The sequence below is a fragment of the Butyricicoccus pullicaecorum genome, from assembly GCF_002160355.1.
In the GTDB taxonomy this organism is placed as follows: Bacteria; Bacillota; Clostridia; order Oscillospirales; family Butyricicoccaceae; genus Butyricicoccus; species Butyricicoccus pullicaecorum.
In genome coordinates this window covers 297418-323868 of sequence record NZ_NFKK01000001.1, presented here as the reverse complement: position 1 = coordinate 323868, position 26451 = coordinate 297418, and the positions used below count along the sequence as shown (strand labels likewise).

28 protein-coding genes and 1 other annotated feature are annotated in these 26451 nt (G+C 56.1%); of the genes, 7 read left to right on the top strand and 21 right to left on the bottom strand.

Annotated features, from left to right (window positions below; genetic code table 11):
• Positions 1 to 94: 94 nt before the first annotated feature.
• The 5 genes from B5F17_RS01620 to B5F17_RS01600 all read right to left on the bottom strand — a co-directional run bounded on the left by B5F17_RS01620 (position 95) and on the right by B5F17_RS01600 (position 6694).
• Positions 95 to 901, bottom strand: coding sequence for a sulfite exporter TauE/SafE family protein (locus tag B5F17_RS01620; RefSeq protein ID WP_087370092.1), 807 nt, complete (start codon positions 899 to 901; stop codon positions 95 to 97).
• A 29-nt stretch (positions 902 to 930) separates the two neighbouring features.
• Complete coding sequence (locus tag B5F17_RS01615) at positions 931 to 1488, bottom strand: hypothetical protein (protein ID WP_087370090.1); 558 nt, start codon at positions 1486 to 1488, stop codon at positions 931 to 933.
• Between the two features lie 71 nt (positions 1489 to 1559).
• The gene (locus B5F17_RS01610; RefSeq protein WP_016148075.1) at positions 1560 to 2678 is read right to left on the bottom strand and encodes an FprA family A-type flavoprotein; all 1119 of its coding nucleotides are present in this window, start codon (positions 2676 to 2678) and stop codon (positions 1560 to 1562) included.
• A 99-nt stretch (positions 2679 to 2777) separates the two neighbouring features.
• Positions 2778 to 5525 carry a preprotein translocase subunit SecA gene (gene secA, locus B5F17_RS01605; RefSeq protein WP_087370088.1) on the bottom strand — a complete coding sequence of 916 codons (2748 nt, stop codon included), beginning with the start codon at positions 5523 to 5525 and terminating at the stop codon, positions 2778 to 2780.
• Between the two features lie 242 nt (positions 5526 to 5767).
• Positions 5768 to 6694, bottom strand: coding sequence for a calcium/sodium antiporter (locus tag B5F17_RS01600; RefSeq protein ID WP_016148077.1), 927 nt, complete (start codon positions 6692 to 6694; stop codon positions 5768 to 5770).
• Between the two features lie 292 nt (positions 6695 to 6986).
• Between B5F17_RS01600 and prfB the strand changes: the two genes are divergently transcribed.
• From prfB to B5F17_RS01585, 3 genes are read left to right on the top strand one after another with little or no spacing between them, the layout of a single operon-like run.
• Positions 6987 to 8114 carry a peptide chain release factor 2 gene (gene prfB, locus B5F17_RS01595; RefSeq protein WP_016148079.1) on the top strand — a complete coding sequence of 376 codons (1128 nt, stop codon included), beginning with the start codon at positions 6987 to 6989 and terminating at the stop codon, positions 8112 to 8114.
• 51 nt (positions 8115 to 8165) lie between these two features.
• Positions 8166 to 8525, top strand: coding sequence for a TSUP family transporter (locus B5F17_RS01590; RefSeq protein WP_016148080.1), 360 nt, complete (start codon positions 8166 to 8168; stop codon positions 8523 to 8525).
• Positions 8522 to 8914 carry a sulfite exporter TauE/SafE family protein gene (locus tag B5F17_RS01585; RefSeq protein ID WP_087370086.1) on the top strand — a complete coding sequence of 131 codons (393 nt, stop codon included), beginning with the start codon at positions 8522 to 8524 and terminating at the stop codon, positions 8912 to 8914. Before B5F17_RS01590 ends, B5F17_RS01585 begins: the two co-directional genes overlap by 4 nt.
• 32 nt (positions 8915 to 8946) lie before the next feature.
• Here B5F17_RS01585 and ilvD read toward each other — a convergent pair whose 3' ends face one another.
• From ilvD to ilvB, 4 genes are all read right to left on the bottom strand, one after another.
• Positions 8947 to 10611, bottom strand: a complete 1665-nt coding sequence (gene ilvD / locus B5F17_RS01580; RefSeq protein WP_087370084.1) for a dihydroxy-acid dehydratase — start codon at positions 10609 to 10611, stop codon at positions 8947 to 8949.
• Between the two features lie 82 nt (positions 10612 to 10693).
• Positions 10694 to 11689, bottom strand: coding sequence for a ketol-acid reductoisomerase (gene ilvC / locus B5F17_RS01575; RefSeq protein ID WP_087370081.1), 996 nt, complete (start codon positions 11687 to 11689; stop codon positions 10694 to 10696).
• 47 nt (positions 11690 to 11736) lie between these two features.
• The gene (ilvN, locus tag B5F17_RS01570) at positions 11737 to 12213 is read right to left on the bottom strand and encodes an acetolactate synthase small subunit (RefSeq protein WP_016148084.1); all 477 of its coding nucleotides are present in this window, start codon (positions 12211 to 12213) and stop codon (positions 11737 to 11739) included.
• A 12-nt stretch (positions 12214 to 12225) separates the two neighbouring features.
• The gene (gene ilvB / locus B5F17_RS01565) at positions 12226 to 13890 is read right to left on the bottom strand and encodes a biosynthetic-type acetolactate synthase large subunit (protein ID WP_087370079.1); all 1665 of its coding nucleotides are present in this window, start codon (positions 13888 to 13890) and stop codon (positions 12226 to 12228) included.
• Positions 13891 to 13941: 51 nt separating this feature from the next.
• Positions 13942 to 14207, bottom strand: a binding site (T-box leader).
• Between the two features lie 141 nt (positions 14208 to 14348).
• On the opposite strand from ilvB, the gene B5F17_RS01560 reads away from it, so the two are divergent.
• The 3 genes from B5F17_RS01560 to B5F17_RS01550 all read left to right on the top strand — a co-directional run bounded on the left by B5F17_RS01560 (position 14349) and on the right by B5F17_RS01550 (position 16126).
• Entirely contained in the window at positions 14349 to 15026 is a 678-nt protein-coding gene (locus tag B5F17_RS01560; protein ID WP_016148086.1) for a DUF421 domain-containing protein, read from the top strand.
• Positions 15023 to 15373 (top strand): DUF4363 family protein, encoded by a 351-nt coding sequence (locus B5F17_RS01555; RefSeq protein WP_087370077.1) that lies wholly within the window; start codon positions 15023 to 15025, stop codon positions 15371 to 15373. The genes B5F17_RS01560 and B5F17_RS01555 overlap by 4 nt, the downstream gene beginning before the upstream one ends.
• 129 nt (positions 15374 to 15502) lie before the next feature.
• Positions 15503 to 16126 (top strand): flavin reductase, encoded by a 624-nt coding sequence (locus tag B5F17_RS01550; RefSeq protein ID WP_087370075.1) that lies wholly within the window; start codon positions 15503 to 15505, stop codon positions 16124 to 16126.
• A gap of 143 nt (positions 16127 to 16269) precedes the next feature.
• Here the strand turns inward: B5F17_RS01550 and atpC are convergent, their stop codons facing one another.
• The 12 genes from atpC to B5F17_RS01490 all read right to left on the bottom strand — a co-directional run bounded on the left by atpC (position 16270) and on the right by B5F17_RS01490 (position 25320).
• Positions 16270 to 16668: an ATP synthase F1 subunit epsilon gene (atpC, locus tag B5F17_RS01545; protein WP_087370073.1), complete on the bottom strand. Its 399-nt coding sequence runs from the start codon at positions 16666 to 16668 to the stop codon at positions 16270 to 16272.
• Between the two features lie 3 nt (positions 16669 to 16671).
• Positions 16672 to 18072, bottom strand: a complete 1401-nt coding sequence (atpD, locus tag B5F17_RS01540) for a F0F1 ATP synthase subunit beta (protein WP_016148090.1) — start codon at positions 18070 to 18072, stop codon at positions 16672 to 16674.
• A gap of 31 nt (positions 18073 to 18103) precedes the next feature.
• Entirely contained in the window at positions 18104 to 18958 is an 855-nt protein-coding gene (gene atpG, locus B5F17_RS01535) for an ATP synthase F1 subunit gamma (protein WP_087370071.1), read from the bottom strand.
• Positions 18959 to 18976: 18 nt separating this feature from the next.
• A complete protein-coding gene (atpA, locus tag B5F17_RS01530) occupies positions 18977 to 20479 on the bottom strand; it encodes a F0F1 ATP synthase subunit alpha (RefSeq protein ID WP_016148092.1) in 1503 nt (500 codons plus the stop codon).
• A gap of 16 nt (positions 20480 to 20495) precedes the next feature.
• Complete coding sequence (gene atpH, locus B5F17_RS01525) at positions 20496 to 21038, bottom strand: ATP synthase F1 subunit delta (RefSeq protein WP_087370069.1); 543 nt, start codon at positions 21036 to 21038, stop codon at positions 20496 to 20498.
• 4 nt (positions 21039 to 21042) lie between these two features.
• Positions 21043 to 21543, bottom strand: coding sequence for a F0F1 ATP synthase subunit B (gene atpF, locus B5F17_RS01520; protein ID WP_162608044.1), 501 nt, complete (start codon positions 21541 to 21543; stop codon positions 21043 to 21045).
• Positions 21544 to 21584: 41 nt separating this feature from the next.
• Positions 21585 to 21845: an ATP synthase F0 subunit C gene (gene atpE / locus B5F17_RS01515; RefSeq protein WP_016148095.1), complete on the bottom strand. Its 261-nt coding sequence runs from the start codon at positions 21843 to 21845 to the stop codon at positions 21585 to 21587.
• An 81-nt stretch (positions 21846 to 21926) separates the two neighbouring features.
• Positions 21927 to 22649, bottom strand: coding sequence for a F0F1 ATP synthase subunit A (gene atpB / locus B5F17_RS01510; RefSeq protein WP_016148096.1), 723 nt, complete (start codon positions 22647 to 22649; stop codon positions 21927 to 21929).
• Positions 22650 to 23039: an ATP synthase subunit I gene (locus B5F17_RS01505; protein WP_162608043.1), complete on the bottom strand. Its 390-nt coding sequence runs from the start codon at positions 23037 to 23039 to the stop codon at positions 22650 to 22652.
• Positions 23032 to 23280: an AtpZ/AtpI family protein gene (locus B5F17_RS01500; protein WP_016148098.1), complete on the bottom strand. Its 249-nt coding sequence runs from the start codon at positions 23278 to 23280 to the stop codon at positions 23032 to 23034. Before B5F17_RS01500 ends, B5F17_RS01505 begins: the two co-directional genes overlap by 8 nt.
• A 329-nt stretch (positions 23281 to 23609) precedes the next feature.
• Positions 23610 to 24020 (bottom strand): hypothetical protein, encoded by a 411-nt coding sequence (locus B5F17_RS01495; RefSeq protein WP_016148099.1) that lies wholly within the window; start codon positions 24018 to 24020, stop codon positions 23610 to 23612.
• Between the two features lie 157 nt (positions 24021 to 24177).
• On the bottom strand, positions 24178 to 25320 hold the full coding sequence (locus B5F17_RS01490) for a D-alanyl-D-alanine carboxypeptidase family protein (protein ID WP_162608042.1): 1143 nt from the start codon (positions 25318 to 25320) through the stop codon (positions 24178 to 24180).
• Between the two features lie 143 nt (positions 25321 to 25463).
• Between B5F17_RS01490 and B5F17_RS01485 the strand changes: the two genes are divergently transcribed.
• Positions 25464 to 26396 (top strand): AEC family transporter, encoded by a 933-nt coding sequence (locus B5F17_RS01485; protein ID WP_087370062.1) that lies wholly within the window; start codon positions 25464 to 25466, stop codon positions 26394 to 26396.
• Positions 26397 to 26451 lie beyond the last annotated feature (55 nt).

Here is a 26451-nt window from a genome sequence, read left to right as displayed (position 1 = left end):
AATATCTTCCTCCGAAAACGGTTTTTTCTCTAAATGAGATTATAACAGGCCGGACGGCAAAATGCAACGCCGTTCGCCCCAGTATATCCGGTTTTTAACCGCCGAATGCTGCACTGATCTGCGGCGAAAGCATGGTATAACCGGTTTTGACGATCATCAGACCGAGCACGACGAAGATCAGGCCGCGCACGACCTTACCGCCGCCCTTGAGCGCCATATTAGCACCCACCTGATAACCGCAGATGGCGCAGATCAGCGCCGGGATGCCCACGGCGAAGAGCACCTGTCCGTGAATGAGGTAGACGACGAGCGCGGCAATGTTGGACGCGAAGTTTACCACCTTGGCGCTGCCCGACGAGGACAGGAGCGGGATACCGAGCACCGCGGTAAAGGCCAAAATCAGGAAGGTGCCGGTGCCCGGACCGACCAGTCCGTCGTATCCGCCGATAAGCAGGCCGATGAGGAAGGACTGCACCGCAATCTTTCCGCTGAACGGTGCAAGTTCTGTCTGATTGTCCGCACCCAAATCCCGTCGGAAGACCATGAACACGGCAACACACGGCAGGATAATGAGCATCATCTTGTTGAGCAGGTCGTCCGAAATGAACATCTGAATCTGGGTGCCGATGGGCGAGCCGATCAGTGCACCGATTGCCGCAATCAGGCTGATTTTCAGATGCACCTGACCGGACTTCAAAAATCGAAGCAGCGAAGACAGCGTGCCGAAGCTGGCTGCAAATTTATTGGTCGCTGCCGCGACGTGCGGCGGCAGTACCATCATATAGGCAGGCAGGGTGATGAGTCCGCCGCCGCCCGCGACCGAGTCCACAATCGCCCCCAAAAAGACCAGCGGCAATGCCACCAGCCAGATATGGGCATATTGTGCGATAAATTCTGTCATATTCTATCTTTTCCCCTACTTTGTTTTGATTACAGCAGACGCGCACAGGTCGGTGTCCATCCCTGTGCGGTCAAATTCCCTTTCAGTTCCCACAGCATCTGTTCGGGCAGGTCTTCCCGTCCGCGGATGAGCTGTCCGCCGCTTGCGACGTAGTGCACCGCCTGTGCACTCAATGTCACGGTCAGCGCACCGGTCTCCCGCTCGTATGCGCTCACCACTGCTTCATGCACAGTTGGACGCTCAAAGCGTTCGCGCTGTCCCTTTTGAGTCTGCTTTGCAATTTCATCGGCAAGCTGCGCGCTGAGTGCCTTGGCCTCTCCCGTGAGCTTTGCCGCGTCCCGACTGTTGACCGCCTGCATCCAAGCCGTCAGCACGGCGCAGGCCTGCGCGGTAATGACCGCCGTGTCAGCCTCCAGTTCAACCGCTGGCGGCAGCGTTTTGTGTGTGCATGAAGCCTCGATTTCCTCGGGTGTCGGTTCGGGCGGTGCGGCAAAGACCGTGCGGGCGCAGCCGCGCACCACCTGACGCACGACCAGTGCAATCACCAGAATCGTGACCACGCCTGCGGCAAGCAATGTGGTTTCCATGCGCCTCTCCCCTTTCCTTGACTTGGAAAAAAACGCGCGGCACTTACGCCGCGCGTTTGCTCAAAATCCGATTATCCGCGGTACAGCTGCTTGCGGATGGGCAGGACTTCCCAGCCCATGCCTTCCATCACTGCTGCAACTTCCTTGGTTGCCTCACCGCTCCAGCCGTAGGAACCGTAAGCCAGACCAACACGGTTCTTGGGCTTGAGACCCTTGAGGTAGGTCAGGAATGCTGCGACCGTGGGCATCATGGTGTTGTTGAGGGTAGACGCACCGATGCAGATGGTCTTTGCCTCGACAATGTCTCCCATAACAGCCGAATAGTGCTCATCGGCCAGGCAGTGTACATGTACCTGCTTGCCTTCTGCCTCGAACTCGGCGCAGATCTTACGAGTCATCTCAGCGGTCGAACCCCACATGGAGTCGTAAACCATAACCACCTTGTTCGGGTCGGTCTCGTTCTTCGCCCACTTTGCATAGCTCTCAACCATCTTGCCGATGTAAGTACGCAGCATGACACCGTGCGACGGGCAAACCAGCTCGATATCCAGCGCGGACGCTGCCTTGAGCAGATTGGTAACCTGCATACCGAAGGGCAGAACAATATTGCCGTAGTAATCCACAGCGCGCTCCATCAGGCGCTCCTCGCCCAGCTCGTCGTCATAGTTGACCGGCGGGCAGATGTGCTGACCGAATGCATCGTTCGAGAACAGAATCTTCTCCTCTGCCAGGTAGGTCAGCATGGAATCCGGCCAGTGTACCATCGGCGCCGGGATGAAGTGGAAGGTGTAAGAGCCGGTATTCAGGGTCTCGCCCATCTTCACGACATGGCAGGCGCCTTCCCAACCGTAGTATGCCTTGAGGCCCTTCTGTGCACCGGCGGTGCAGTAAACCTCAAGATTCGGGCAGCGCTCCAGGAGTGCCGGGAAGGAGCCCGAATGATCGGGCTCGATATGGTTCTGGATCAGAATATCCAGCGACTCTACCGGACAAATCTCCTCGATATTACGGAAGAATTCCTCGGTGAACGCAGCCTTTACATTGTCCACCAGGATCTTCTTATCGCCGTCCAGAATCAGATAGCAGTTATAGGTCGCGCCAAACGGGGTTGCATAACCGTGGAAAATACGCACCTCCGGGTCACGCGCACCTACCGCGTAAATATTGTCACGGATCTTAATCGCAGACATGTTTTTCGCTCCTTCTTTATTCTATCTTATCTGACAGACAGCTTAGCACAAAGTTCTCACTCTGTCTGTTGGATTTCTAATAAAAGTCAAGAACTTTTCTTATTCTTCGTTCTTACCACAGCACTTCTTGTACTTCAGACCGCTGCCGCACGGGCAGGGATCGTTGCGGCCAACCTTGGCCTCTGCGCGGTGCGGAGTCGGCTTGACTTCGCTGCCGTCATCTGCACCCTGTGCGCTGGTCTCGTGTGCAACCTGCTCGCGCTTGGGCTCTTCCTGACGGCGAATCTGTGCCAGGAAGATCATGCGGACGGTATCCTCACGGATGGCATCGATCATGGCATCGAACATATCGAATCCCTCGCGCTTGTACTCGATAACCGGGTCATGCTGACCGTAAGCACGCAGGCCGATACCGTTACGCAGTTCGGTCATCGCGTCGATGTGCTCCATCCACTTGGAGTCTACATTGCGCAGCAGAATGACGCGCTCGAGCTCACGCATGATGGCAGAACCGACGTTCTCTTCCTTCTCCTTGTATGCCTTGTGCGCCAGATCCTTGAGCTCGTTGACCAGACCCTCTGCATGCAGATCGTCCAGCTCTTCGTCGGTGTAGGTGAAGTCCTCGGGACCGATGAAGATGCCCTGGAAGCGGTGACGCAGGGTATCGATCATCTCCTGGGTGATGACCTGATGCTCACCAACGGCTGCATGGACAGCGTTCTCGATGGTGGTATCGATCATGGACAGGATATTGCCGCTGACATCCTCACCCGACAGTACCTTCAGGCGCTGCGAGTAGATGGTTTCACGCTGGGTGTTCATAACGTCGTCGTACTCGAGGACGTGCTTACGGATGGAGAAGTTACGACCCTCGATCTTCTTCTGTGCGTTCTCAATCGCACCGGACAGGATCTTCTGGTCGATGGGCTCGTCGTCTGCGATGCCCAGATTTTCCATCATTTTCTGGATGCGCTCGGAACCGAACAGACGCATCAGGTCGTCTTCCATCGAGATATAGAACGAAGACTCACCCGGGTCGCCTTGACGACCGGCACGACCGCGCAGCTGGTTGTCGATTCGACGGGACTCGTGGCGCTCGGTGCCCAGGATATACAGACCGCCGGCAGCGCGAACGATCTCTGCATCCTTCTTGACCTGTACGCCGTACTCTTCCAGCAGCTCATTGTAGCGAGCACGTGCTGCCAGGATCTCCTCGTCATCGGTATCCGCGTAGCCGGTTGCCTCGACGAGCAGCTCCTCAGAGTAACCTTCCTTCTTCATGGTTGCGACAGCCATCTGCTCATCGTTGCCGCCCAGCTTAATATCGGTACCACGGCCAGCCATGTTGGTTGCGATGGTAACCGCATAGGGCTTACCAGCCTGCGCAACGATCTCTGCCTCCTGCTCGTGGTACTTCGCGTTCAGGACGGTGTGCTTGATGCCGCGCTTCTTGAGCATGGACGAGAGCATCTCGGACTTCTCGATGGAAACCGTACCAACCAGAATCGGCTGACCCTTGGCATGGCACTCCTCAATGCGGCGAATGGTCGCCAGCATCTTGCCGCGCTCGTTCTTGTAAACCGCATCCGGGTTGTCCTTACGGATAACCGGACGGTTGGTCGGAACTTCGATAACGTCCAGCTTGTAGATGGAGCGGAACTCCTCTTCCTCGGTCAGCGCAGTACCGGTCATACCGGACAGCTTGCCGTACAGACGGAAGAAGTTCTGGAAGGTGATGGTTGCCAGAGTCTTGGACTCGTTCTGAACCTTTACGCCTTCCTTTGCCTCGATGGCCTGATGCAGACCCTCGTTATAGCGGCGGCCGAACATCAGACGGCCGGTGAACTCGTCGACAATGATGATCTGACCGTCACGAACAACGTAGTCGACATCGCGCTGCATAACACCACGCGCCTTGATGGCCTGATTGATGTGGTGCATGAGGGTGGTATTCTCGGGATCGGACAGGTTGTCGATGTGGAAGTACTGCTCTGCGCGCTGCTGGCCCTTCGGGGTCAGAGTTGCGGTGCGTGCCTTCTCATCGATGATGTAGTCTGCATCGATATCGTCCTGCTCTTCCTTTGCGTCGACTTCCTTGACGCGCAGAGCGGACAGGGTCTGTGCGAAGCGGTCAGCCAGCTGGTACATCGCGGTCGACTCCTCGCCCTGACCGGAAATAATCAGCGGGGTACGCGCCTCATCGATCAGAATGGAGTCCACCTCATCGACGATGGCGAATGCATGGCCGCGCTGTACGCGCTGGTTCATATAAATGGCCATGTTGTCGCGCAGGTAGTCGAAACCAAACTCGTTGTTGGTACCGTAGGTGATGTCAGCCTCGTACATCGCCTTACGATCCTGCGGTGCAACCGCATGGATAACCAGACCGGTCGACAGACCGAGGTAACGGTATACCTTGCCCATCCACTCGGAGTCACGCTTTGCCAGATAGTCGTTGACCGTGACGATGTGTACGCCCTTGCCGGTCAGCGCGTTGAGGTATGCCGGGAGGGTTGCCATCAGGGTCTTACCTTCACCGGTCTTCATCTCCGCGATACGACCCTGATGCAGCACGATGCCGCCGATGACCTGTACGCGGTAGTGACGCATGCCCAGTACGCGGTCGGATGCCTCGCGCATGGTTGCGAATGCTTCGGGCAGCAGCTTGTCCAGGTCTTCGCCGTTCTGATAGCGCTCCTTGAACTCCGCGGTCTTGCCGCGCAGCTGCTCGTCTGTCAGCTTACGATACTCATCCTCGAGCGCCATGACCTTATCCGCGATCGGATAGATCTTCTTCAGCTCATGGCTCGAGTGGGTACCGAAAATCTTTTCAAGTAATCCTGCCATATAATAAAGCCTTCCTTTATTCCACGCCGCGATCGAAACCGCAGCGTAATAGTTGTTCCATTAGAATACGCCATTTTGTATTATACCACAGATATTCCCGAACTGAAAAGGTGTAAACGTCCAATTTTATACCGTTCAGAAAAAAAGAATGTGGTATAACAACCTAAACGCAGTTATTATACCACATAAAAACCTAGATTAAAAAGAACTTTTTGTAAATTTGGCGGTAATTTTCATCCCATTCAGCGCACGATGAGATATCCGGTGTAAGCGATATAAATCATGACCATGGTGATGCCGGCTGCGCGGGGCAGTGTGCCGCGGCGGGCGATAAACCAGAAGACCAGAGACACGACCGTGAGCAGCGCTGCGTCAAAGACTGCGGTCGGTGCAACGGTGATCGGGTTGAGAAGCGCCGAGATACCCAGAATGCCCAGAATGTTAAACAGGTTGGAGCCGATGACGTTGCCCATTGCGATTTCGTTTTCCCCGCGGCGTGCTGCAACGATCGAAGTGACCAGCTCAGGCAGAGACGTACCGATCGCCACGATGGTCAGACCGATCAGACTCTCACTCCAGCCGAATGCGCGTGCCAGTTCGGTTGCACCGTTGACCGACAGCTGACCACCGATGACGATGCATGCGATACCGCCCACAATGCCTACGGCAAGCAGCCAGCCCGGACGGTGTTCCTCTGCATTGTTCTCGGTCGGTACACTCGTTCCGCGGATCTGCCATACCAGCATACCTGCAAACAAAACAAGCAGGATGATCGACTCAAAACGGGTGATATTGTTGCCGAACATCAGCATAACCGTCAAAATAATGGCTGCAAGCGCCGAGCACGGCCAGTCACGCCGCAGCAGTGTGCGGTCTGCAGCCAGCGGACACAAAATCGCGCTTACACCTGCAACGACCAGCAGGTTAAAGATGTTCGATCCGACGACGTTGCCGACGGCAATTTCGTTTGCGCCGTCCAGCGCTGCGGTCACACTGACTGCAAGTTCGGGGGCTGACGTGCCGAAGGCCACGATGGTCAGGCCGATAATCAGCGGTGACACGCCCAGACGGCGTGCCAGACCGGACGCGCCCGAGACGAACCAGTCTGCACCCTTGACGAGCAGAGCGAAACCAGCGACGAGACAGATGACAGCTAAGATTGGTGACATAAATTACGACTCCTTTCCGGCGTGTGCAACAAAAAAAGACTTTCATTGCACACCAAAAACACATGCAATAAAAGTCTTGCTGCTTACGGGACGATACGGATCGCGCTGTGCGATCGTACTGACGACATCGTTCCACGCCATGCGTGAGCTACTCCCTTTTATGTAATGTTTATAATAAACCCTTTGAAAGACCTTGTCAAGTGTATGCAGAAAAATTCTTTACAGCGCGCCCTCCGGTATATTATAATAACAGATAAGTGAAAAGATATTATATCGTAAAGGAGCACGAAAGATGCTGCAATTTGAAGAATACAAGGTAAAACTGCACAACCTTGAACCGGCGATCGAGGAACTGCGCGGCAACCTGGGTCTCGAGCAGGCGGCGCGCGAGGTAGACGAGCTGGAAATGAAGTCGGCGCAGCCCGGTTTCTGGGATGACCCGGAGGCTTCGCAGAAGGTCGTCTCCCGTATGGGTTCGCTCAAGGAAAAGATCGAGACCTTCAACCGCATGTACGCACAGTGGGAAGACCTCATCACCCTGTGTGAGCTGGCCATCGAGTCCGAAGACGAGTCCATGCTCGAGGAGCTTGAGACCGGTTTTGCCGAGCTCGAAGAGAGCATCAGCCGTCAGAAGCTGCAGACCCTGCTGACCGGCGAGTACGACAAGAACAACGCACTGGTATCCTTCCACGCAGGTGCAGGCGGCACCGAGGCGCAGGACTGGTGCTCCATGCTCTATCGTATGTACACCCGCTGGGCAGAGCGTCACGGCTTTACCTACAAGATCATGGACTATCAGGACGGTGAAGAAGCCGGCCTCAAGTCCGCCGATATCCTCATCGAGGGCGAGAACGCTTACGGCTACCTCAAGGGTGAGTCCGGTGTTCATCGTCTGGTTCGTATCTCCCCGTTCGATTCCTCCGGCCGCCGTCACACTTCGTTCTCGGCTGTCGAGGTCATCCCGGAGATCGCAGACGACTCGCAGGACGTCGAGATCAACCCCGCCGACATCGAGATGCAGGTATTCCGTTCGTCCGGTGCAGGCGGTCAGCACATCAACAAGACCTCGTCTGCGGTTCGACTCATCCATAAGCCGACCGGCATCGTTGTTGCCTGCCAGACCGAGCGTTCGCAGTTCCAGAACAAGGACAACTGTATGAAGATGCTGCGTTCCAAGCTGGTCGAGATCAAGGAGCGCGAGCACCTGGACAAGATCTCGGACATCAAGGGCGACCAGAAGAAAATCGAATGGGGCAGCCAGATTCGTTCCTACGTCTTCATGCCCTACACCCTCGCCAAGGACACCCGTACCGCGTTCGAGTCCTCCAACATCAACGCAGTGATGGACGGCGACATCGACGGCTTTATCAACGCTTACCTGACCGCTGCCGCAACCGGCAACTGGGCAAGCAAGGTATAATCTGTATATTCTGCATCCCTCTGTGCACACTAGCGCACGGAGGGATTTTTTATGTCCAAAAAATACCGATTTCTATGTACCGGTGCGCTGGCCGGTCTGGCCAACGGTCTGTTTGGCGCAGGCGGCGGTCTGTTTCTCGTTCCCCTGCTCACCCGCTGGTGCGGACTGCCCGAGCGCAGCTCCTTTGCGACCTCGGTCGCCGTCATCTTCCCCCTGTCCATCCTGTCGGTCATCGTCTATTATCTGAACGGCGCACTTCCCGTCACCGACGCACTTCCCTATCTGGTCGGCGGTGCAGCCGGTGGTCTGATTGCCGGTCGAATTTTCAAAAACGTCCGCATGGTCTGGCTGCGCCGCGCCTTCGGTGCACTCATCCTGTACGGCGGCATTCGTGCGGTGCTGCTGTTATGACAAACATCCTGTTTGCCGTCGCGATTGGCCTTGCGACCGGTATTCTATCCGGCTTCGGTATCGGCGGCGGCTCTTTACTCATGCTATGGCTGACCTGTGTGATGGGTGTCAGCCAGCGCGATGCAGCAGGCATGAATCTGCTGTACTTTTTGGCCTGCGCGCCGCCCGCGCTCATCAGTCACTGGAAAAACCGACTGATTGACAAAAAAGCCGCTCTGTTTTGCATTCTATCCGGCATTCCTCTGTCTATTTTGGGCTGTGTTCTGGCCGCACAGCTCGACCTGTCCCTAATCCGCCGTGGGTTCGGTGTTCTGCTCCTATGGATTGGTGTACGTGAGCTGTTTACCAAGAGCGACAAAACAACCAAAGAGCGCAAAAAAAGATCCTGAAACCGTTGGTTTCAGGATCTCTGTATTTCTGATTACTCCAGAATTGCACCCTTGTCTGCCGAGGAGACCATACGCGAATAGCGGTACAGCCAACCAGACTTGATGTTGGGCTCTCTGGGAATCCACTTAGCACGGCGTGCAGCCAGCTCCTCATCGGAAACAGCCAGATGAACACGGCTGTTCGGGATATCGATCTCAACCGTATCGCCTTCCTGGATGAGTGCGATGTTGCCGCCAGCAGCAGCCTCGGGCGAAACGTGGCCGATGGATGCACCGCGCGACGCACCAGAGAAACGACCGTCGGTGATGAGTGCAACATCCTTGTCCAGCTTCATGCCAGCCAGTGCCGAGGTCGGGTTGAGCATCTCACGCATACCCGGGCCGCCCTTGGGGCCTTCGTAGCGGATGATGACAACGTCACCCTTGTTGATCTTGCCTGCATAGATGGATGCGATGGCATCGTCCTCGGAATCAAATACGCGAGCCGGGCCGGAATGCACCATCATTTCAGGTGCAACTGCCGAACGCTTGACAACGCAGCCATTTTCTGCGATGTTGCCCCACAGAACGGCAATACCGCCGGTCTCGGAGTACGGGTTATCAATCGGACGGATGACCTCAGGATTCTTATTGGTCACGCCTTCCAGATTCTCGCCAACCGTCTTGCCGGTCGCAGTCAGCAGCGACAGGTCGAGCAGATCGCGACGGGTCAGCTCGTGCATAACAGCCGGGATGCCGCCTGCCATGTACAGCTCTTCGATGTGGTGCGGGCCTGCCGGTGCCAGATGGCACAGGTTGGGCACCTTGGACGACAGCTCGTTGAGCAGTTCCAGATTGACGTCAACGCCAGCTTCGTGCGCGATTGCCAGCAGGTGCAGAACGGTATTGGTCGAGCAGCCGAGCGCCATCTCACAGGTCAGCGCGTTGCGGAATGCCTTCGGGGTCAGGATATCGCGGGGCTTGATGTCCTTTTCAAGCAGCTCCATGATCTTCATACCGGCATGCTTTGCCAGATGGATACGTGCTGCATGGACAGCCGGAATGGTGCCGTTGCCCGGCAGTGCCATACCGATGGCCTCGGACAGGCAGTTCATCGAGTTTGCGGTGTACATACCCGAGCAAGAACCGCAGCCCGGGCACGAGCCGCACTCGCACTCCATGAGCTGTTCCTCAGTAACCAGACCGGCCTTGTATGCGCCGACGGTCTCGAAGGTCTTGGACAGCGAGATCTCCTCACCGCCGAAATGACCTGCCAGCATGGGGCCGCCCGATACCAGAATGGACGGGATATTCAGACGAGCCGCTGCCATGAGCATGCCGGGCACGATCTTGTCACAGTTGGGGATGAGCACCAGTGCGTCCATCTGGTGTGCCTGTGCCAGCGTCTCAACCGAGTCCGCGATCAGTTCACGGGACGGCAGCGAGTACTTCATGCCGATGTGACCCATTGCAATGCCGTCGCATACGCCGATCGCCGGAACGACAACCGGCGTGCCGCCTGCCATGGATACGCCAGCCTTGACAGCGTCTGCAATCTTATCGAGGTTAATATGGCCGGGGATGATCTCGGAATAAGCCGAGACAACGCCGATGATCGGGCGGTTCATCTCCTCATCGGTCATACCGCAGGCACGCAGCAGCGAGCGGTTAGGCATACGCGCAGCGCCCGCGGTGATATTATCACTTCTCTTAGACAAAGGGATTCCCTCCTTTAAGTTTATACGGAAAAGGGGGACGGGCGGCACAGCCGTCCGTCCCCCGGTGCACGATCTATGAAAATTACTTCTTCATCCAGCTCATCATGCCGCGCAGCTTCTTGCCGGTCTCCTCGAGCAGGGTCTCTGCCTCGAGCTGACGGGTTGCCAGGAACTTCGCACGGCCGCCGGCCTTGTTCTCCTGAATCCACTCGGAAGCAAAGGTACCATCCTGGATCTCGCGCAGGATCTTCTTCATCTCCTTGCGGGTCTCCTCGGTGATGATGCGCTTACCGGTGCGGTAATCGCCGTACTCAGCGGTATCGGAGATCGAGTAACGCATCTTAGCGAAGCCGCCCTCGTTGATCAGGTCAACGATCAGCTTCATCTCGTGGATGCACTCGAAGTATGCGTTCTCCGGAGCGTAACCAGCCTCAACCAGGGTCTCGAAGCCAGCCTTCATCAGCTCGCATACGCCGCCGCACAGAACAGCCTGCTCACCGAACAGGTCGGTCTCGGTCTCGGTGCGGAAGGTAGACTCCAGGATGCCGGCACGGCCGCCGCCGATTGCTGCCGCATAAGCCAGAGCGATATCCATTGCCTTGCCGGTTGCGTCCTGATGTACACATACCAGATCCGGAATACCCTTACCCTCAACGTAGGTACGGCGTACGGTGTGACCCGGAGCCTTGGGTGCGATCATGATAACGTCAACGTCCGCCGGCGGGATGATCTGCTTGAAGTGGATGTTGAAGCCATGTGCAAATGCCAGTGCGTTGCCCGGCTTGAGGTTGGGCTCTACAACTTCCTTGTAGATGTCAGCCTGCTTCTCATCGGGAACCAGCATCATGATGATATCGCCCTCGGCAGCTGCCTCTGCGGGGGTCTTAACGGTCAGACCAGCAGCCTCAGCCTTAGCGATGTGCTTGGAGCCCGGACGCAGACCAACAACGACCTTAACGCCAGAGTCGTTCAGGTTCATTGCATGTGCATGACCCTGAGAACCGAAGCCCAGAATGGCAACGGTCTTGCCGTCGAGTACGGACAGATTGCAGTCTGCATCATAATACATCTTTACCATGGTTGTTTCCTCCTAAAGTCCATTTATAGGTGAATAAATTGATTGCGTTATCGGATCATCGCGGTGACGCCCGAACGGCACATCTCGATGACATCAAAATTGGAAATGACGTCCAGAAAGGCGTCAATGCGGCTGGGCACTTCGGTCAGCTCGACGATCATCGCGTTGCCGACTGCCTCAACGACATTTGCGTTATAGACCTCAGCCACTTCGCGAATGGCATCACGGCTCAGGCCGTCCGGCGTGGACAGCTTGACGAAGACCAGCTCCTTACAGTAGCTGTCTTCTTCCCAGAGCTGCTCGACCCAGAGTACCTCATAGAGCTTGGACACCTGCTTCATGACCTGCTCGAGGATCTTCTCGTCGCCTGCGACGATGATCGACATACGCGAGATCGACGGGTCGGTCGTCGCGGATACAGTCAGCGAATCGATGTTGAAGGCACGGCGGCCAAACAGGCTGGCGACACGCGCCAGAACGCCCGCATGGTTCTTTACCAGAACCGAAACGATATATTTCTGCATGTTCTCGCCTCCTTAGTCCGCCACGATATTGCGAATGTCATCGCCTGCCGCGATCATGGGCAGGACGCGCTCGTCACGGTCGATGACACAGTCGATGATGGTCGGGCCGTTGTGCGCGAGTGCCTTGGTCAGTGCCTCATGCAGCTCGGCCGGTGTCGTGCATCGGAAGCCCTGTGCACCAAACGCCTCGGCCAGCTTGACGTAATCGGTCTTGCGCTCGAGCGTGGTTGACGAGTAGCGCTTCTCGTAGAACATGGTCTGCCACTGGCGTACCATGCCGAGTACCTGATTGTTCATAATTACCGTGACAACGGGCAGATTATAGGTAACCGTTGTGCACAGCTCGTTGAGGTTCATGTGGAAGGAGCCGTCGCCCGTGATGTGGATGACCGGCTTATCCGGGCAAGCGATCTTTGCGCCGATTGCCGCGCCATAGCCAAAGCCCATGGTGCCCAAACCACCGGACGAGATGAACTGGCGGGAGTGACGGCGGCCGCAGTACTGCGCTGCCCACATCTGATGCTGACCGACGTCGGTTGCGATGATGAGATCGTCACCGCCCAGCTCTGCACACATCTTAACGATCTGGTGCGGATGCAGGCAATCGTCGGCATCCTTGGGCTTGTAATCCAGATTCTTGACCCAGTCGGCAATCTGTGCGCGCCATGCGTCGTGCTTGGTCTCCTTGACGTAGGGCAGAACGCCCGACAGGAAGGTACGTGCATCGGTGACCAGATAATCGTCTGCCGGCATGTTCTTGTTAATCTCCGCCGCATCGATGTCGATGTGGATGATGCGTGCATCGGGTGCAAAGCGGTTGGTGTTGGTTGCAACGCGATCGGAGAAGCGTGCGCCGATGGACAGCAGCAGGTCTGCGCGGTCAACTGCCCAGCCGGCCGATACCTTACCGTGCATACCGATCATGCCCAGATAAAGCGGATCGTCCGCCGGTACACAGCCCATGCTCATCATGGTGCCGGTTGCCGGGATGTCTGCCTTGTGCATCAGAGCGACCAGCTCCTCGCATGCGTGCGAGGATACGATGCCGCCGCCATAGTAGATGACCGGGCACTGTGCCGCGTTGATCTCTTCTGCGATGCGCTTGAAGTCTTCCTCGGACACGTCGTAAGTCTCCTCGATGTCCTGCACCGGCTTGTTCTCAAACTCGCACATAGCCGCCGTGACATCCTTGGGAATATCGATCAGAACCGGACCGGGACGACCGCTTTGCGCAATGCGGAAGGCTTCGCGCACGGTGTCTGCCAGATCTTCGACGTGGTTGACCACGAAGTTATGCTTTGTGATGGGCATGGTAATGCCGGCAATATAAACTTCCTGGAAGGAGTCTTTGCCGATGAGCGGTACGCCGACGTTGCCGGTGATCGCGACCATGGGCACAGAATCCATGTAAGCAGTTGCAATGCCGGTGACCAGATTGGTTGCACCCGGGCCCGAAGTTGCCAGGACGACACCGGTCTTGCCCGTTGCGCGGGCATATCCATCGGCCGCATGCGACGCGCCCTGTTCGTGCGCGGTCAGCACATGGCGAATGCGGTCACTATATTGGTAGAGCGCGTCGTAAATATTCAGGACAGCGCCTCCCGGATAGCCGAAAATCGTGTCAACACCCTGTTCGATCAGGGTCTCGCACAAAATCTGTGATCCATTCAGTCTCATTTGCCGTCTTACCTTTCTTTTGGATATAAAAACAGGGTCTTTGCCTCTTTTGCAAGAGACAAAGACCCAAAACTTGGCTCTCTGCGGTACCACTCTGCTTGCCGTCCAAAGTGGGACGACCTCTCGTTGCATACGGCAAGGTACGCCGTATACAGAGCCGGTTAACGGTGGCCTGCCGTCTCAAATTACTACCCGAAATTGGGATTCACCGGAGCCGCTCGCGGGCGAGTGTTCGCGCACCTTCCCTCTGTCGCCTTGCACCGACCGGCGACTCTCTGAAAGAGATCGGGGGTTACTGTCCCGTTCATTGCGTTTGTCTGTTTGTGTTCCGTTGTACCCATTATAGAATTCTTTCACACTTTTGTCAACGAAAATCTTCCGACAATATGCATAATTTTCTGATACACTGGACACAATAAATCAGAAAATGCAGACAAAAAAAGGAGGCATTCCCTGCCATGACTGTTTCTCTCGTGCGCACACTTATCCTTTACGTCGCGGTCATCTGCGCCATGCGGCTGATGGGAAAACGGCAGATCGGAGAGCTGGAGCCGTCCGATTTGGTGATCACGATTTTGATATCCGAACTTGCTGCCATTCCCATGCAGGATCTGGGCGTCCCCTTAACCGCCGGACTGGTGCCCATCGTCACCCTGATTTCCATTGAAATCATCGTCTCCTTTCTGTGCCTCAAAAGCCGTCGTCTGCGCCGTCTGGTCAATGGCCGTGCAGCCGTGCTCATCTATAACGGCAAGGTGGACGAGCGCAAGCTGCACGATCTGCGCATCACCACCGACGAGATCGTGGAAGCGCTGCGGCAGAACAATATCCAGACAGTCGCCGACGTCAAGTACGGCATTTTAGAGCCCAATGGTCAGCTGTCCTACGTGCTCAAACCGTCCGCCCAGCCGGTCACCGCAGAGCTGCTCGGCCTGTCTCCCAGCGAAACCGGTGCACCTTTTCTGGTCATCACCGACGGCAAACCGGTACTCGGCAATCTGCGCCGCTTAAACGTCAGTCTGTCCGAACTGGAGCACCGGGTCAAAAAATCAGGTGCCAAGCGCATGGAAGATATCTTCCTGATGACTTTGGATGACTGCGGAAACCAATACATTCAGCGCAAGGAGGGCTTATGAAACGTCTGATTGCTGCATGCACCCTGCTTTTTTTGCTCAGCGTGAGCTGTTTTGCCGAATACCAGGCGGTCGCCCGTACCACCGACACACTGGCCGCCGCAGTCGATGGACAGACCGATCCCGCGGTGCTGACCGAATGCTTTGACGCATGGGCCGATCACAAACCGCTGCTCGCCTCACTCATCCGTCACAACGAGATCGACCAGATTGAAAACCTTTACCGCCGTGCCATTCAGGCGGCAAACAACAGAGACCTCAATGAGACCCGTTTGCAGGTTGCAGAACTGACCGGCATGCTGCGCCATCTGCCCGAACTCGAGTACCCTTCCCTGCACAACGTCTTTTAACGATTTTGGAAGAATGGTACAATTTTCTCTTCCATATTTTGTTGCATCCGCCGTTTCCTTTTGATTCCGAATGTGGTATACTCTTTTTAAAGGATATTCATTCTCATTTATTATATAGGAGGTGCATCCATGGATCGCGCAATTCTCGATCAATTCGATTACGGTCTCTACCTGGCTTCAGCCGCTGCTGACGGCAAGTTTTATGGCTGTATTGTCAACTCTTTGTCACAAATCACCTCGTCTACCCCGGAAAAGTTCTCTCTTTCCCTGAGTCAGTCCAGCGCAACCAAGAAGGCCATCGACAAGGCCGGTGTGCTCTCTATCACGCTGGTCGGTGCTTCTTGCCCGGACAATATTCTCAACGAATTCGGTTACAAATCCGGTCGTGCAATCGATAAGTTTTCTAAATTCGATACGCTGACCGATGCACAGGGTTCCCCCTACCTCAAGGAAGGCATGGTTGCACGGATTTCCTTCCGTGTCCTCGACCAGCTGGATGCCGGCTCGCACACGCTGTACATGCTGGAAGTCATCGACGCCGAAGCGTTCTCGACCGATCCTGTTATGACGGTACGTGCATGGAATGCACGCGGCAACGAAGCGCCGGCAACCGCTCCGGTCTTCCGCACGCTGGACAAGAAGATCGGTTGGAAGTGCACGGTTTGCGGCTACATCTATCCCAAGGAAGAGCTGCCCGCAGACTACCACTGCCCGATTTGCCGTGCTCCGGCAAGCAAGTTCGAAAAACTTTGATCTGCTCAGCGCATCGCGCTTCCTCCCTCTCGCGATGCGCTAAATTTTCCTTCCTCCTGAAAGCACCGCTGTTCCATTGCAGCGGTGTTTTTTCATATCCGTCTATAACAAGAAAAAGCACCCGGAAAACCGGGTGCTTTTCATTACTTCTGTGCAATGCGGATGCGGTTGATCGCCTTTTTGAGCTTGATCTGTGCCACATCCATCTCCTTGGCACTGGCCTGCGTGTGCAGGCTGGCCTCGGCTTGCCTGCGTGCCTCCTCGGCGCGGTTCAGATCGATCTCATCCGCCCACTCGCAAGTGCGCGCGATGATGGTCATCTGATTGTCACCGACCTCCAGGAAGCCATGTGCGACCGCCGCGAGGCGCGGCTTGCCATCCTGATAGATGGTCAGGCCGCCGATGCCCAGCGGTGCCAGGTACGGGGTATGGTTTGGCAGGATGCCGACGTCGCCGGTGGCCGTGCGCACGATGCAGCGATCGACCTCGCCCTCAAAAAAGGACTTCTCGGCGGTCAAAACCCGCAGATGAAAGGTAGCCATAACTTATGCTCCCTTCCTTGCCTTCTCCACTGCCTCCTCGATGGTACCGACGAACAGGAATGCCGACTCGGGCAGATCGTCGTGTTTGCCCTCCAGGATCTCCTTGAAGCCGCGGATGGTCTCCTTGACCGGTACATACTTACCGGCCATACCGGTAAACTGCTCCGCAACATGGAACGGCTGGGACAGGAAATTCTGAATCTTACGTGCACGAGCAACCGTCATCTTATCCTCATCAGACAGCTCGTCCATACCCAGAATTGCGATGATGTCCTGCAATTCCTTGTAGCGCTGGAGGATGGACTGTACGGCGCGTGCAACCTCATAGTGCTCCTTGCCTACGATGTCAGCCGTCAGGATACGCGAGGTGGAATCCAGCGGGTCAACCGCAGGATAGATACCGAGCGACGCGATCTGACGGGACAGAACGGTCTTCGCATCCAGATGGGCGAACGTGGTCGCCGGAGCCGGGTCGGTCAGGTCGTCGGCAGGCACGTATACGGCCTGAACCGAGGTGATCGAGCCCTTCTTGGTCGAGGTGATACGCTCCTGGAGCGCACCCATCTCGGTTGCCAGGGTCGGCTGATAACCTACCGCGGACGGCATACGACCCAGCAGTGCCGATACCTCGGAACCCGCCTGGGTGAAACGGAAAATGTTGTCGATAAACAGCAGTACGTCCTGACCTTCCACGTCACGGAAGTACTCCGCCATGGTCAGACCGGACAGACCGACGCGCATACGTGCTCCGGGCGGCTCGTTCATCTGACCGTAAACCAGAACGGTCTTGTCGATAACGCCGGACTCCTGCATCTCGTTGTACAGGTCGTTACCCTCACGGGTACGCTCGCCAACACCGGTGAATACCGAGATACCGCCATGCTGCTTGGCGATGTTGTTGATGAGCTCCATGATGATGACCGTCTTGCCGACGCCTGCGCCGCCGAACAGACCGATCTTACCGCCCTTTGCGTAGGGCGCGATCAGGTCGACGACCTTGATACCGGTCTCCAGGATCTCGGTCTGCGGCTGCTGATCCTCGTAAGCCGGAGCCGGACGATGGATCGGCCAGCGCTCGCTGGTGTCAACCGCCGGCTTGTTGTCAACCGGCTCGCCGAGCAGGTTGAAGATACGGCCCAGGTTCTCACGACCAACCGGTACGGAGATGGGCGCGCCGGTGTCGACAGCGTCCATACCGCGCACCAGGCCGTCGGTGGACTGCATTGCGATGCAGCGGACGGTGTCCTGGCCGATGTGCTGCGCGACCTCTACGGTCACGACATGGCCGTCGGGCGCAGTGATCGTGATTGCGTTCAGCAGTTTAGGCAGGGCGTCCGCGGGAAATTTGATATCCAGTACCGGTCCAATGATCTGGACCAGGGTACCAATATTCTGCTCACTCATTGGCAAAACTCCCTAATTTCTGTGACTTTATTTAGCTGCCCACGGCGCCGGAACCCGCGACAATCTCGGTGATCTCCTGCGTGATCGCCGCCTGACGGGCACGGTTGTAGGACAGGTTGAGATCTTCGATCATCTCGTTTGCGTTATCCGATGCCGACTCCATCGCCATACGGCGAGCCGACTGCTCGGACGCATAAGACTCGACGACCGCGCCGTACAGCGTGCCGCAGAGGTACTCGGGAATGATCGCGTTCAGTACCACCTCGGGCGAGGGGTCGCACTCGGCCATTGCGCGCTTTTCGCCCTTGCCGCCCTCTTCGAGTGCAACGGGCAGCAGGCGCACCATGCGCGGCTCCTGCGTCATGGGAGATACGAACGCCGTGTAGCACAGGCAGATCTCGTCGATCTCGCCCGCACGATAGCGTGCGAGCAGATCCTCGGTAATCGGGTGGGTATCCGCGATGGTCATGTGCTCGGCAACGCCCGGGTAATCGGCCAGAACGGTGTAATCGCGCTTGCCGAAATACTCCTGTGCCTTCTTGCCGATGGTGATAACCACCGCATCCTTGCCCTCCATCTCAGCGGCTGCCAGCTTGAGCACGCCGGAGTTATAGCCGCCTGCGAGGCCGCGGTCGCCCGCGATAACAAGGAACAGACTCTTTTTCACCGTCCGTCCGCCGGTGTATGCACTCGACAGACGATTCTCACGCAGAATGCGTGCGACGGTCTCCTGGAGCGCGTAGAAATACGGTCTAGCCTGCTCTACGCGTTCCTTGGCACGGCGCAGCTTGCTCGATGCGACCAGCTCCATCGCCTTGGTGATCTGCATGGTCGATTCGACGCTTCGGATACGCCGCTTGATATCTTTCATGTTGCCGGAAGCCATTTAAGAACGCCTCCTTTATCAGTGCTCGCTGAGGAACTTCGTCTTAAATGCCTCGATGGCCTTCGGGAGGGTGTCCTTGACGCCGTCGATGGTCTTGGTCTCCCGGATGGAATCCAGAATATCGCCGTGGTTGCCGTCCATATACGCGAACAGTTCGCGCTCGAACTCGGCAATCAGCTCAACCGGTACATCGATGAGGTACTTGTTAACAACGGCAAAGATGATAACAACCTGCTTCTCAACCGGTACCGGGCTGTTCTGCGGCTGCTTGAGCACTTCGACGATGCGTTCGCCCTGTGCCAGACGCGCCTTGGTGTCGGCGTCCAGATCGGAACCGAACTGCGAGAACGCCTGCAGCTCACGGTACTGCGAATACGCCAGCTTGAGCGTACCAGATACCTTCTTCATCGCCTTGATCTGTGCGTTACCACCAACACGGGATACTGAGATACCGGGGTTAACCGCCGGACGGACACCCATGTTAAACAGCTCGGTCTCGAGGAAGATCTGACCATCGGTGATCGAGATGACGTTGGTCGGGATATAAGCCGAAACGTCGCCCGCCTGGGTCTCGATAATGGGCAGAGCGGTCAGAGAACCGCCATCCTTGAGGTTTGCTGCGCGCTCGAGCAGACGAGAGTGCAGATAGAATACATCGCCGGGATATGCCTCACGTCCGGGCGGACGATGGAGCAGCAGCGAGAGTGCACGATAAGCGACTGCATGCTTGGACAGATCGTCGTAAATGACCAGAACGTCACGACCCTTGTGCATGAAGTATTCACCGATCGAGCAGCCCGCATAGGGTGCGATATACTGGAGCGGCGCGGACTCGGACGCGGTTGCAGCGACGATGATGGTATAATCCATCGCGCCGTTTGCGGCCAGGGTCTCTGCGACCTGTGCAACGGTCGAACGCTTCTGTCCGATCGCAACATAGATACAGATAACGCCGGTTCCCTTCTGGTTAATGATGGTGTCCAGGCCAATCGCGGTCTTACCGGTCTGGCGGTCACCGATGATCAGCTCGCGCTGTCCGCGGCCGATCGGGATCATGGAGTCGATTGCCTTGATACCGGTCTGAAGCGGTACGTTAACCGGCGTACGCTCGATGATGCCGGGAGCGGGGCACTCAATCGGACGGTGTTCTTCCGCCGAGATCGGGCCCTTGCCGTCGATGGGCGCGCCCAGTGCGTCTACGACGCGGCCGAGCATGCTCTCGCCAACCGGTACGTCAACGATACGACCGGTACGCTTGACGGTATCGCCCTCACGGATATCCTGGTCAGAGCCGAGCAGTACGGCACCGACAAGGTCTTCCTCCAGGTTCTGCGCCATACCGTATACGCCGCCCTCGAACTCCAGCATCTCGCCTGCCATACAGTCTTCCAGACCGTGGATATGGCAGATACCGTCACCAACCGATACGACCGTACCGACGTTCTGCAGCTTGATCTGCGACTGGTAGCTGGTAATCTGCTGTTTGATTATTGTACTGATTTCATCAGGGCGTAAATCCATGAAGTCACCTTCTTCCTTACGCAATTATTTGACCCAGACGTGTGGTCAGCTCGTTCAGGCGGTTTTTGATCGTGTCGTCGATCTGCTTGTTCTCGACGCGCACGAGCACACCACCCAGAACGCTCGGATCGACCTGATTTTTCAGGACGATCTGCTTTCCGGTCACGCCGGCCATCTTATTTTTGAGTTTTTCCATCTGTGCCTCATCGAGCGGAATCGCCGTGACAGCGGTCACCGCACAAATGCCGGCTTCCAGATAGTAGAGATCCCGATAGGCTTCTGCCATCTCGTGAATCAGCCCAATGCGGCGCTTCTCGGTCAGAAGCAGCAGGAAATTGAGCAGATACGGATGCACACGGCCTTCAAACACCGTGCGAACGGTTTTCTGCTTGTCCGGCAGACCGATCGACGGCGTGGTCAGCACCTTGAGATAATCGGGATAGGTTACAAAGAGATCGGAGACCGTTTGCAGGGCCTCATACATCTCGGGGGCGATATTCTCCGCCTTCGCCACCTCATAGAGGGACAGCGCATAGCGCTCACTGACAACCGTTGCCACGCGCTCACCCTACCTTATCGATGAAATCCTCGATCAGACGCTTGTGATCGTCCGCCTTAACCTCGCGCTCGACCACCTTGGAGGCGATCATAACGGACAGGTCTGCGATTTCATCCTTCATCTGGTTCATCGCCTTCTTGCGCTCGAGCTCAATGCTCTCCTCTGCACGCTGCTTTGCGACAGCAGCCTCACGGTTTGCCTGCTCAAGGATCTGCTCGGCATGGCGCTCCGCGCGCTTCTGCGCATTGGAAACGATGTCAGCCGCTTCCTGCTTGGCATTGGAGATCGATACCGTGTAGTCGCGCTTCATAGCCTCGGCCTCGCGGCGATCGGTCTCTGCGTGTGCATACAGATCCCGTACCTCCTGCTCGCGTGCTGCGAGCATCTTGCGCAGCGGCTTAAACAGGAAGTGCTTGACGATCAGGAACGTAATGAGCGTATTGCAGATGGTGACAAACAGCGACCACAGGTTCAGGTCAACAAATGCCCTTGTCAATACTTCCACTGGTTTTCCTCCTTCCGTGATGGAAGTTGCTGCTGACGATCTTAGTCAAACTTGCTGACGAGCGGGTTTGCGAAGATCAGGATCAGCGCGATAACCAGTGCGTAAATACCGGTGGACTCGGCCATTGCGATACCCATAATCATCGTACGGGTAACGTCGGACTGTGCCTCGGGCTGACGAGCGATTGCAGAACATGCCTGACCTGCAACGTAACCCTCACCAATACCAGGGCCAAGACCTGCGATCATTGCCATGCCAGCACCCAGAGCGGACATACCTGCTACAAATGCTTTCGGATCCATAAATTTCTTTCCTCCTACGAAAAATAATTTTCTTTTGTTGCGCGGGAATCATCCCGCATACATGCGAATGTGTTGATCTGCCTATGCTTCACGCGCCGAGCCGACGTAAGCCATGGTCAGCATACTGAAGATAAACGCCTGAATGCATCCCGAGAACAGATCGAAGTACAGGGACAGAACGCCCGGAATACCAATCTGTAAAAGCGGGATCGGCAGATGCAGGGCAGTGGACAGTGCGCTGAGCGCACCCATCAGCAGGGTCGTGATGACCATACCGCCGGCGATGTTGCCGAAGTGACGGAAGCTCATGGAAACCGGGGTCGCGATTTCGCTCAGAATGTTGAGCGGCAGCATGACCGGAATGGGTTCCAGGAATCCCTTGAGATATCCGCCCAGGCCCTTATACCGAATGTTCGCGTAGATAATCATGCAGAATGTCATGATTGCCCAGCCGAGCGTGGTATTGAGGTCTGCTGTAACCGAGCGCAGGCCGATCAGCGAGACGAGCGACCCCAGAACCGAAGAGAGTAGCAGCGTCACGATATACGGCGCGTAGCTCTGGCAGCCCTTGCCCATGTTCTGCTCGATCAGTCCGTCCACCATCTCAATGGCCTTTTCGATCAGCGCCTGTTTTCCCTTCGGAATCTTTTGCAGATTGTGGGTGAAGAACAGACACAGTCCCAGGATGATCAGCATGACCACCCAGGCATTGACCATGGTTTCGGTGATGGAAATATGCCCGAACAGCGGAAGCGTGAAGTCGGATTCCCAATAGACTCGAGCGCCAGTGATTTCCGCATTCACTTATGGTTTTCCTCCTTTCTTCCAATAATGTGAAATCATCAAGGTGATTTTCGGAGAAAACAGCGGCAAAACCGCCGCAGGTACGCTGATGCGGCCAGTCCAGATGACCGCCAAGAGAAACAAAGCGGTCAGGACATAGCGCATCGCGTATGACCGGGTCACGATTTTACTGGCGCGTCCCGGGTTGGTCTGGCAAGCTGCACGCACGGCGCTGCGCCCCATGAGGTAAAAATTCCAGAGCGCAAACAGGGTACCGGCCAGAACACCCAGTGCAACCTGCCCGAGTGGCTGCCCAAGCAGCACGAGCAGGCCAAAGATGACCAGCGCGACCGGTATGACCCGCACGGTCAGCCGACGCAGTTCATCGGTAACGATGGCATAATCAGGCATCCTCATCCTCCTGTCTCCGCGCAGCCCGTTGGGCCAGACGCATTACTTTGAGAAAGGACACCGCCGCGCCGCCCAATCCGAGGAAAATCCCCAGAATGACCGGAACCCCGCCCAGTCCGAACCGTTCAGACAGCCAATAGGCCGCAGCCGTACAAACGACAATCGGGGTGATGAGCGCAAACCCCAGCTGACCGACCAGCGCCAAAAAGCGCCAGACCGTGTGCGTGTTCCGTTTTTGCATACGCGTTCCGCACCGCCTTTCCCAGTTATTTCGATGCACAAAACACTCAGTCCCACACATCTGTTATTCATTATACCGAATTTTACGAGAAAACAAAAGTCCTTTTGAATAAAAGCACAAAAAGTTTTCTAGATTTATTCACAAGTAATCCGAAATGTACAAAAAAATTGACGTAATCTTGTAGATTACGTCAATTCTTGTAGGTTCAATTTAGTTTCATACGCTAGCATTTCGTTGGAAATGCCATGAAAAAAGATACTTTTTTACCGTATGTATCCAAATAGAATGTTTGCACTGCGCACCGCTTATCGCAGGGGCTGCAACACAAATTAGAGATACTTCTTCATCACGTCGGTAGCCGGGATGGACTCCTCGCTCAGTGCGATGACGAAATCAACGCTGTGCTTTGCGGAGAATGCATCCAGATCGAGCAGGAACTTCTCTGCGTCGCTGGCATCCTTGGAATCAACGATCTTGTAAAGCGCATCTACATATACCTTAGAGATATCGTAGTTGCCTGCGTGCAGGCCGGCAACGAAACCGAGCAGAGTCGGGTAGCTGTCAATTGCGTAATCCTTGACGTTAATCAGACGAGCGTCATGAGAGATATCAAACTTGAGCTTATCGCCCTTTGCGATGCAGACAACGCTGCCCTTCTCTTCCTTGACCGCAGCATTTACCAGATCAATAATCGTCTTGGTCTTGCCGGTGCCGGCAGCGCCCATAATGAGTTTTACCATTGTAACTTCCTCCTAGCCTAGTTCAAATTCGTACACAGGATAGCCTGTGTTCCGAACCCAATGAGGTTGTATTTATGTTACCATACCCTGTACAAAAAAACAACCGCTTCGCGCTGTTTTTTTAGCAAATTGCAAAAGTTTTTTTGGTGTCCTTTGTTCATCCGCCCCAGCTCGCCGCGCGGCACAGTGCGCCGAGCACATCCAAAAAGCTCTGCTTTTCGACGTCCTCTGCCGCCCGCAGAGCCACCTCGCGCACCACAGCGCCGTTGCTGTCGATGACCTTGGCTGTTCCGATCTGCTCGCCCTTTGTGACCGGTGCGTCGAGAGATTCCGGTCGGTCATAGGACACGGTCAGCCCGCTGACCTGGTCTTTCTGCACGGTCATGCTGCCGGGGTCGTCACACATCACACCAACGCTGTCCGCCTTGCCCAGCACGACCGGCAGGTCACCGCAGGCTGCCGACAGATCGGGCGTGTAAGCGGCGTAATTGGCAAAGCCGTAGTTGAGCAGCTGGCTGGCATCGGCGGTGCGAGTATCCTTGTCAGGCGCTGCCATGACCACCGCAATCAGCGTCAGTCCATCCCGCTCGGCCGCTGCTGAGATACAAAATCCAGCTTCCGAGATGTAGCCGGTCTTGAGTCCGATCATACCATCATACTTGCGCAGCATTTTATTGGTATTGGCTAGTGTAAATGCGCCATCGCGAATGGTATCCATCCAAATACTGGTGTAATCAATAATGCCCGGATGCCGCAGCAATTCCACCGAGATGAGCGCCAGATCGTGTGCAGTGGTCAGCGTCTTTTGATCTCCCGTGTCCAGTCCGTTGGCGTTGACAAAGGTCGTGCCCGTGCAGCCCAGCTCCTTAGCGCGTGCGTTCATCTGCTCGACGAATGCCTGCTCACTGCCTGCCAGATGCTCGGCCACCGCGACCGCGCAGTCGTTGGCCGAGCCGACCGCGATTGCCTTGAGCATCTCGTCGAGTGTCAGCTGCTCGCCTTCCTTGAGCCAGATCTGTGTGCCGCCCATCGATGCCGCGTAGGCCGAACCGGTCACCATGTCGCTCAGACTGACCTTTCCGCTGTCCACCGCCTCCATCGCGAGCAGCATGGTCATAATCTTGGTCACCGACGCGGGCTGCAATTTCTCATCGGCGTGGTAACTATATAATTCGGTACCGTCCGCGGCATACAGCGCTGCCGCTTTGGACTGAATCTCCCCTACCTCAGCCAGAGCTGCCGCCTGCGTCAGCAGCATACCACCGCACACAAATCCACACAGCATTCGTTTGATCCACATTCTGTTCCGGCCTCCTCTCCTTGCGCTATCCTATGTGCATTTCTTCCCCGATATGCCTTTTCCATGCGCCCCATTGACACCCGATGACCGGCGTATTATCATAAAAGTAATGCATTTTTGATCTCCGAGGAGGATTTCCCAACATGTCCATACTGGAAAACAGTATCATTGTCTTGCATCAGATTCTTATTATGTTCCTGCTGATGGTGGTCGGCTATATTCTGTTCAAAACCGGAATTTTTGACAATCACACCACCACGCATCTGTCCACCCTGCTCAACACCATCGTCATTCCCTGCTGTGTGCTGGCCTCCTTCAACCGGGATTTTGACCCAGCACTTGCCGGGACACTCGGTTTGACCATGCTCAGTGCCTGTGGGGTTTTCGTGGTATCCATTGCGCTCTCTAACGCACTCTACCGCAAGGGACACCCGGAAAACTATCGTGACTGCCGCATGTGTGCGGTCTTTTCCAACAACGGTTTTATGTCGCTGCCGCTTTTAAGTGCGATGTTCGGTGAGACCGGCGTGTTTCTGGGCTCGGCACACATCGTCGTGATGGCCGTCGTCCTCTGGACGTACGGCGTCATGCAGGTCAACCGTGATTACCGCTTTTCTCCGATGCGCATTCTGCTCAACCCCGGTATTATCGCAGCTGTCCTCGGCATGCTGCTCTTCCTCTCGCCCGTCAACCTGCCGACCGATGTCGCCAGCGCACTGACCCACATCACAAACCTCAACACCCCGCTCGCTATGCTGGTTCTGGGCGGCTATCTGGCACAGACCAACCTCGCGTCCTGCTTTACCGAAGCGCGTATCTGGCGTGTCGGTGCGGTTCGTCTGCTGATCATCCCGGCACTGACCATGGCGCTTCTCTACTTCATGCCGCTCGACAACACGGCGAAGCTGACTCTTCTGGTCGGCACCTCGGCACCGACCGCCATCGCCTCGGCGATGTTCGCCCAGATGTACGGCTCGGACTACCTCTATTCGACCAAGGTTGTGGCGCTGACCACCATCTTATCTCTGTTCACCCTGCCCGCTGTCATCGCCGCCATGAGCCTCCTGCTCGCCTGAGGCAGCGCTTTTGCTTTGCCGCTTTGTCCATGCTATAATAAAGTCATTCTATCTC

Bases quoted from the DNA above. Each gene is read 5' to 3' on its own strand.
- B5F17_RS01620 (WP_087370092.1), bottom strand. From the start codon at position 901: ATGACAGAATTTATCGCACAATATGCCCATATCTGGCTGGTGGCATTG.
- B5F17_RS01615 (WP_087370090.1), bottom strand. From the start codon at position 1,488: ATGGAAACCACATTGCTTGCCGCAGGCGTGGTCACGATTCTGGTGATT.
- B5F17_RS01610 (WP_016148075.1), bottom strand. From the start codon at position 2,678: ATGTCTGCGATTAAGATCCGTGACAATATTTACGCGGTAGGTGCGCGT.
- secA (WP_087370088.1), bottom strand. From the start codon at position 5,525: ATGGCAGGATTACTTGAAAAGATTTTCGGTACCCACTCGAGCCATGAG.
- B5F17_RS01600 (WP_016148077.1), bottom strand. From the start codon at position 6,694: ATGTCACCAATCTTAGCTGTCATCTGTCTCGTCGCTGGTTTCGCTCTG.
- prfB (WP_016148079.1), top strand. From the start codon at position 6,987: ATGCTGCAATTTGAAGAATACAAGGTAAAACTGCACAACCTTGAACCG.
- B5F17_RS01590 (WP_016148080.1), top strand. From the start codon at position 8,166: ATGTCCAAAAAATACCGATTTCTATGTACCGGTGCGCTGGCCGGTCTG.
- B5F17_RS01585 (WP_087370086.1), top strand. From the start codon at position 8,522: ATGACAAACATCCTGTTTGCCGTCGCGATTGGCCTTGCGACCGGTATT.
- ilvC (WP_087370081.1), bottom strand. From the start codon at position 11,689: ATGGTAAAGATGTATTATGATGCAGACTGCAATCTGTCCGTACTCGAC.
- ilvN (WP_016148084.1), bottom strand. From the start codon at position 12,213: ATGCAGAAATATATCGTTTCGGTTCTGGTAAAGAACCATGCGGGCGTT.
- ilvB (WP_087370079.1), bottom strand. From the start codon at position 13,890: ATGAGACTGAATGGATCACAGATTTTGTGCGAGACCCTGATCGAACAG.
- B5F17_RS01560 (WP_016148086.1), top strand. From the start codon at position 14,349: ATGACTGTTTCTCTCGTGCGCACACTTATCCTTTACGTCGCGGTCATC.
- B5F17_RS01555 (WP_087370077.1), top strand. From the start codon at position 15,023: ATGAAACGTCTGATTGCTGCATGCACCCTGCTTTTTTTGCTCAGCGTG.
- B5F17_RS01550 (WP_087370075.1), top strand. From the start codon at position 15,503: ATGGATCGCGCAATTCTCGATCAATTCGATTACGGTCTCTACCTGGCT.
- atpC (WP_087370073.1), bottom strand. From the start codon at position 16,668: ATGGCTACCTTTCATCTGCGGGTTTTGACCGCCGAGAAGTCCTTTTTT.
- atpD (WP_016148090.1), bottom strand. From the start codon at position 18,072: ATGAGTGAGCAGAATATTGGTACCCTGGTCCAGATCATTGGACCGGTA.
- atpG (WP_087370071.1), bottom strand. From the start codon at position 18,958: ATGGCTTCCGGCAACATGAAAGATATCAAGCGGCGTATCCGAAGCGTC.
- atpA (WP_016148092.1), bottom strand. From the start codon at position 20,479: ATGGATTTACGCCCTGATGAAATCAGTACAATAATCAAACAGCAGATT.
- atpE (WP_016148095.1), bottom strand. From the start codon at position 21,845: ATGGATCCGAAAGCATTTGTAGCAGGTATGTCCGCTCTGGGTGCTGGC.
- B5F17_RS01505 (WP_162608043.1), bottom strand. From the start codon at position 23,039: ATGCCTGATTATGCCATCGTTACCGATGAACTGCGTCGGCTGACCGTG.
- B5F17_RS01500 (WP_016148098.1), bottom strand. From the start codon at position 23,280: ATGCAAAAACGGAACACGCACACGGTCTGGCGCTTTTTGGCGCTGGTC.
- B5F17_RS01495 (WP_016148099.1), bottom strand. From the start codon at position 24,020: ATGGTAAAACTCATTATGGGCGCTGCCGGCACCGGCAAGACCAAGACG.
- B5F17_RS01490 (WP_162608042.1), bottom strand. From the start codon at position 25,320: ATGTGGATCAAACGAATGCTGTGTGGATTTGTGTGCGGTGGTATGCTG.
- B5F17_RS01485 (WP_087370062.1), top strand. From the start codon at position 25,464: ATGTCCATACTGGAAAACAGTATCATTGTCTTGCATCAGATTCTTATT.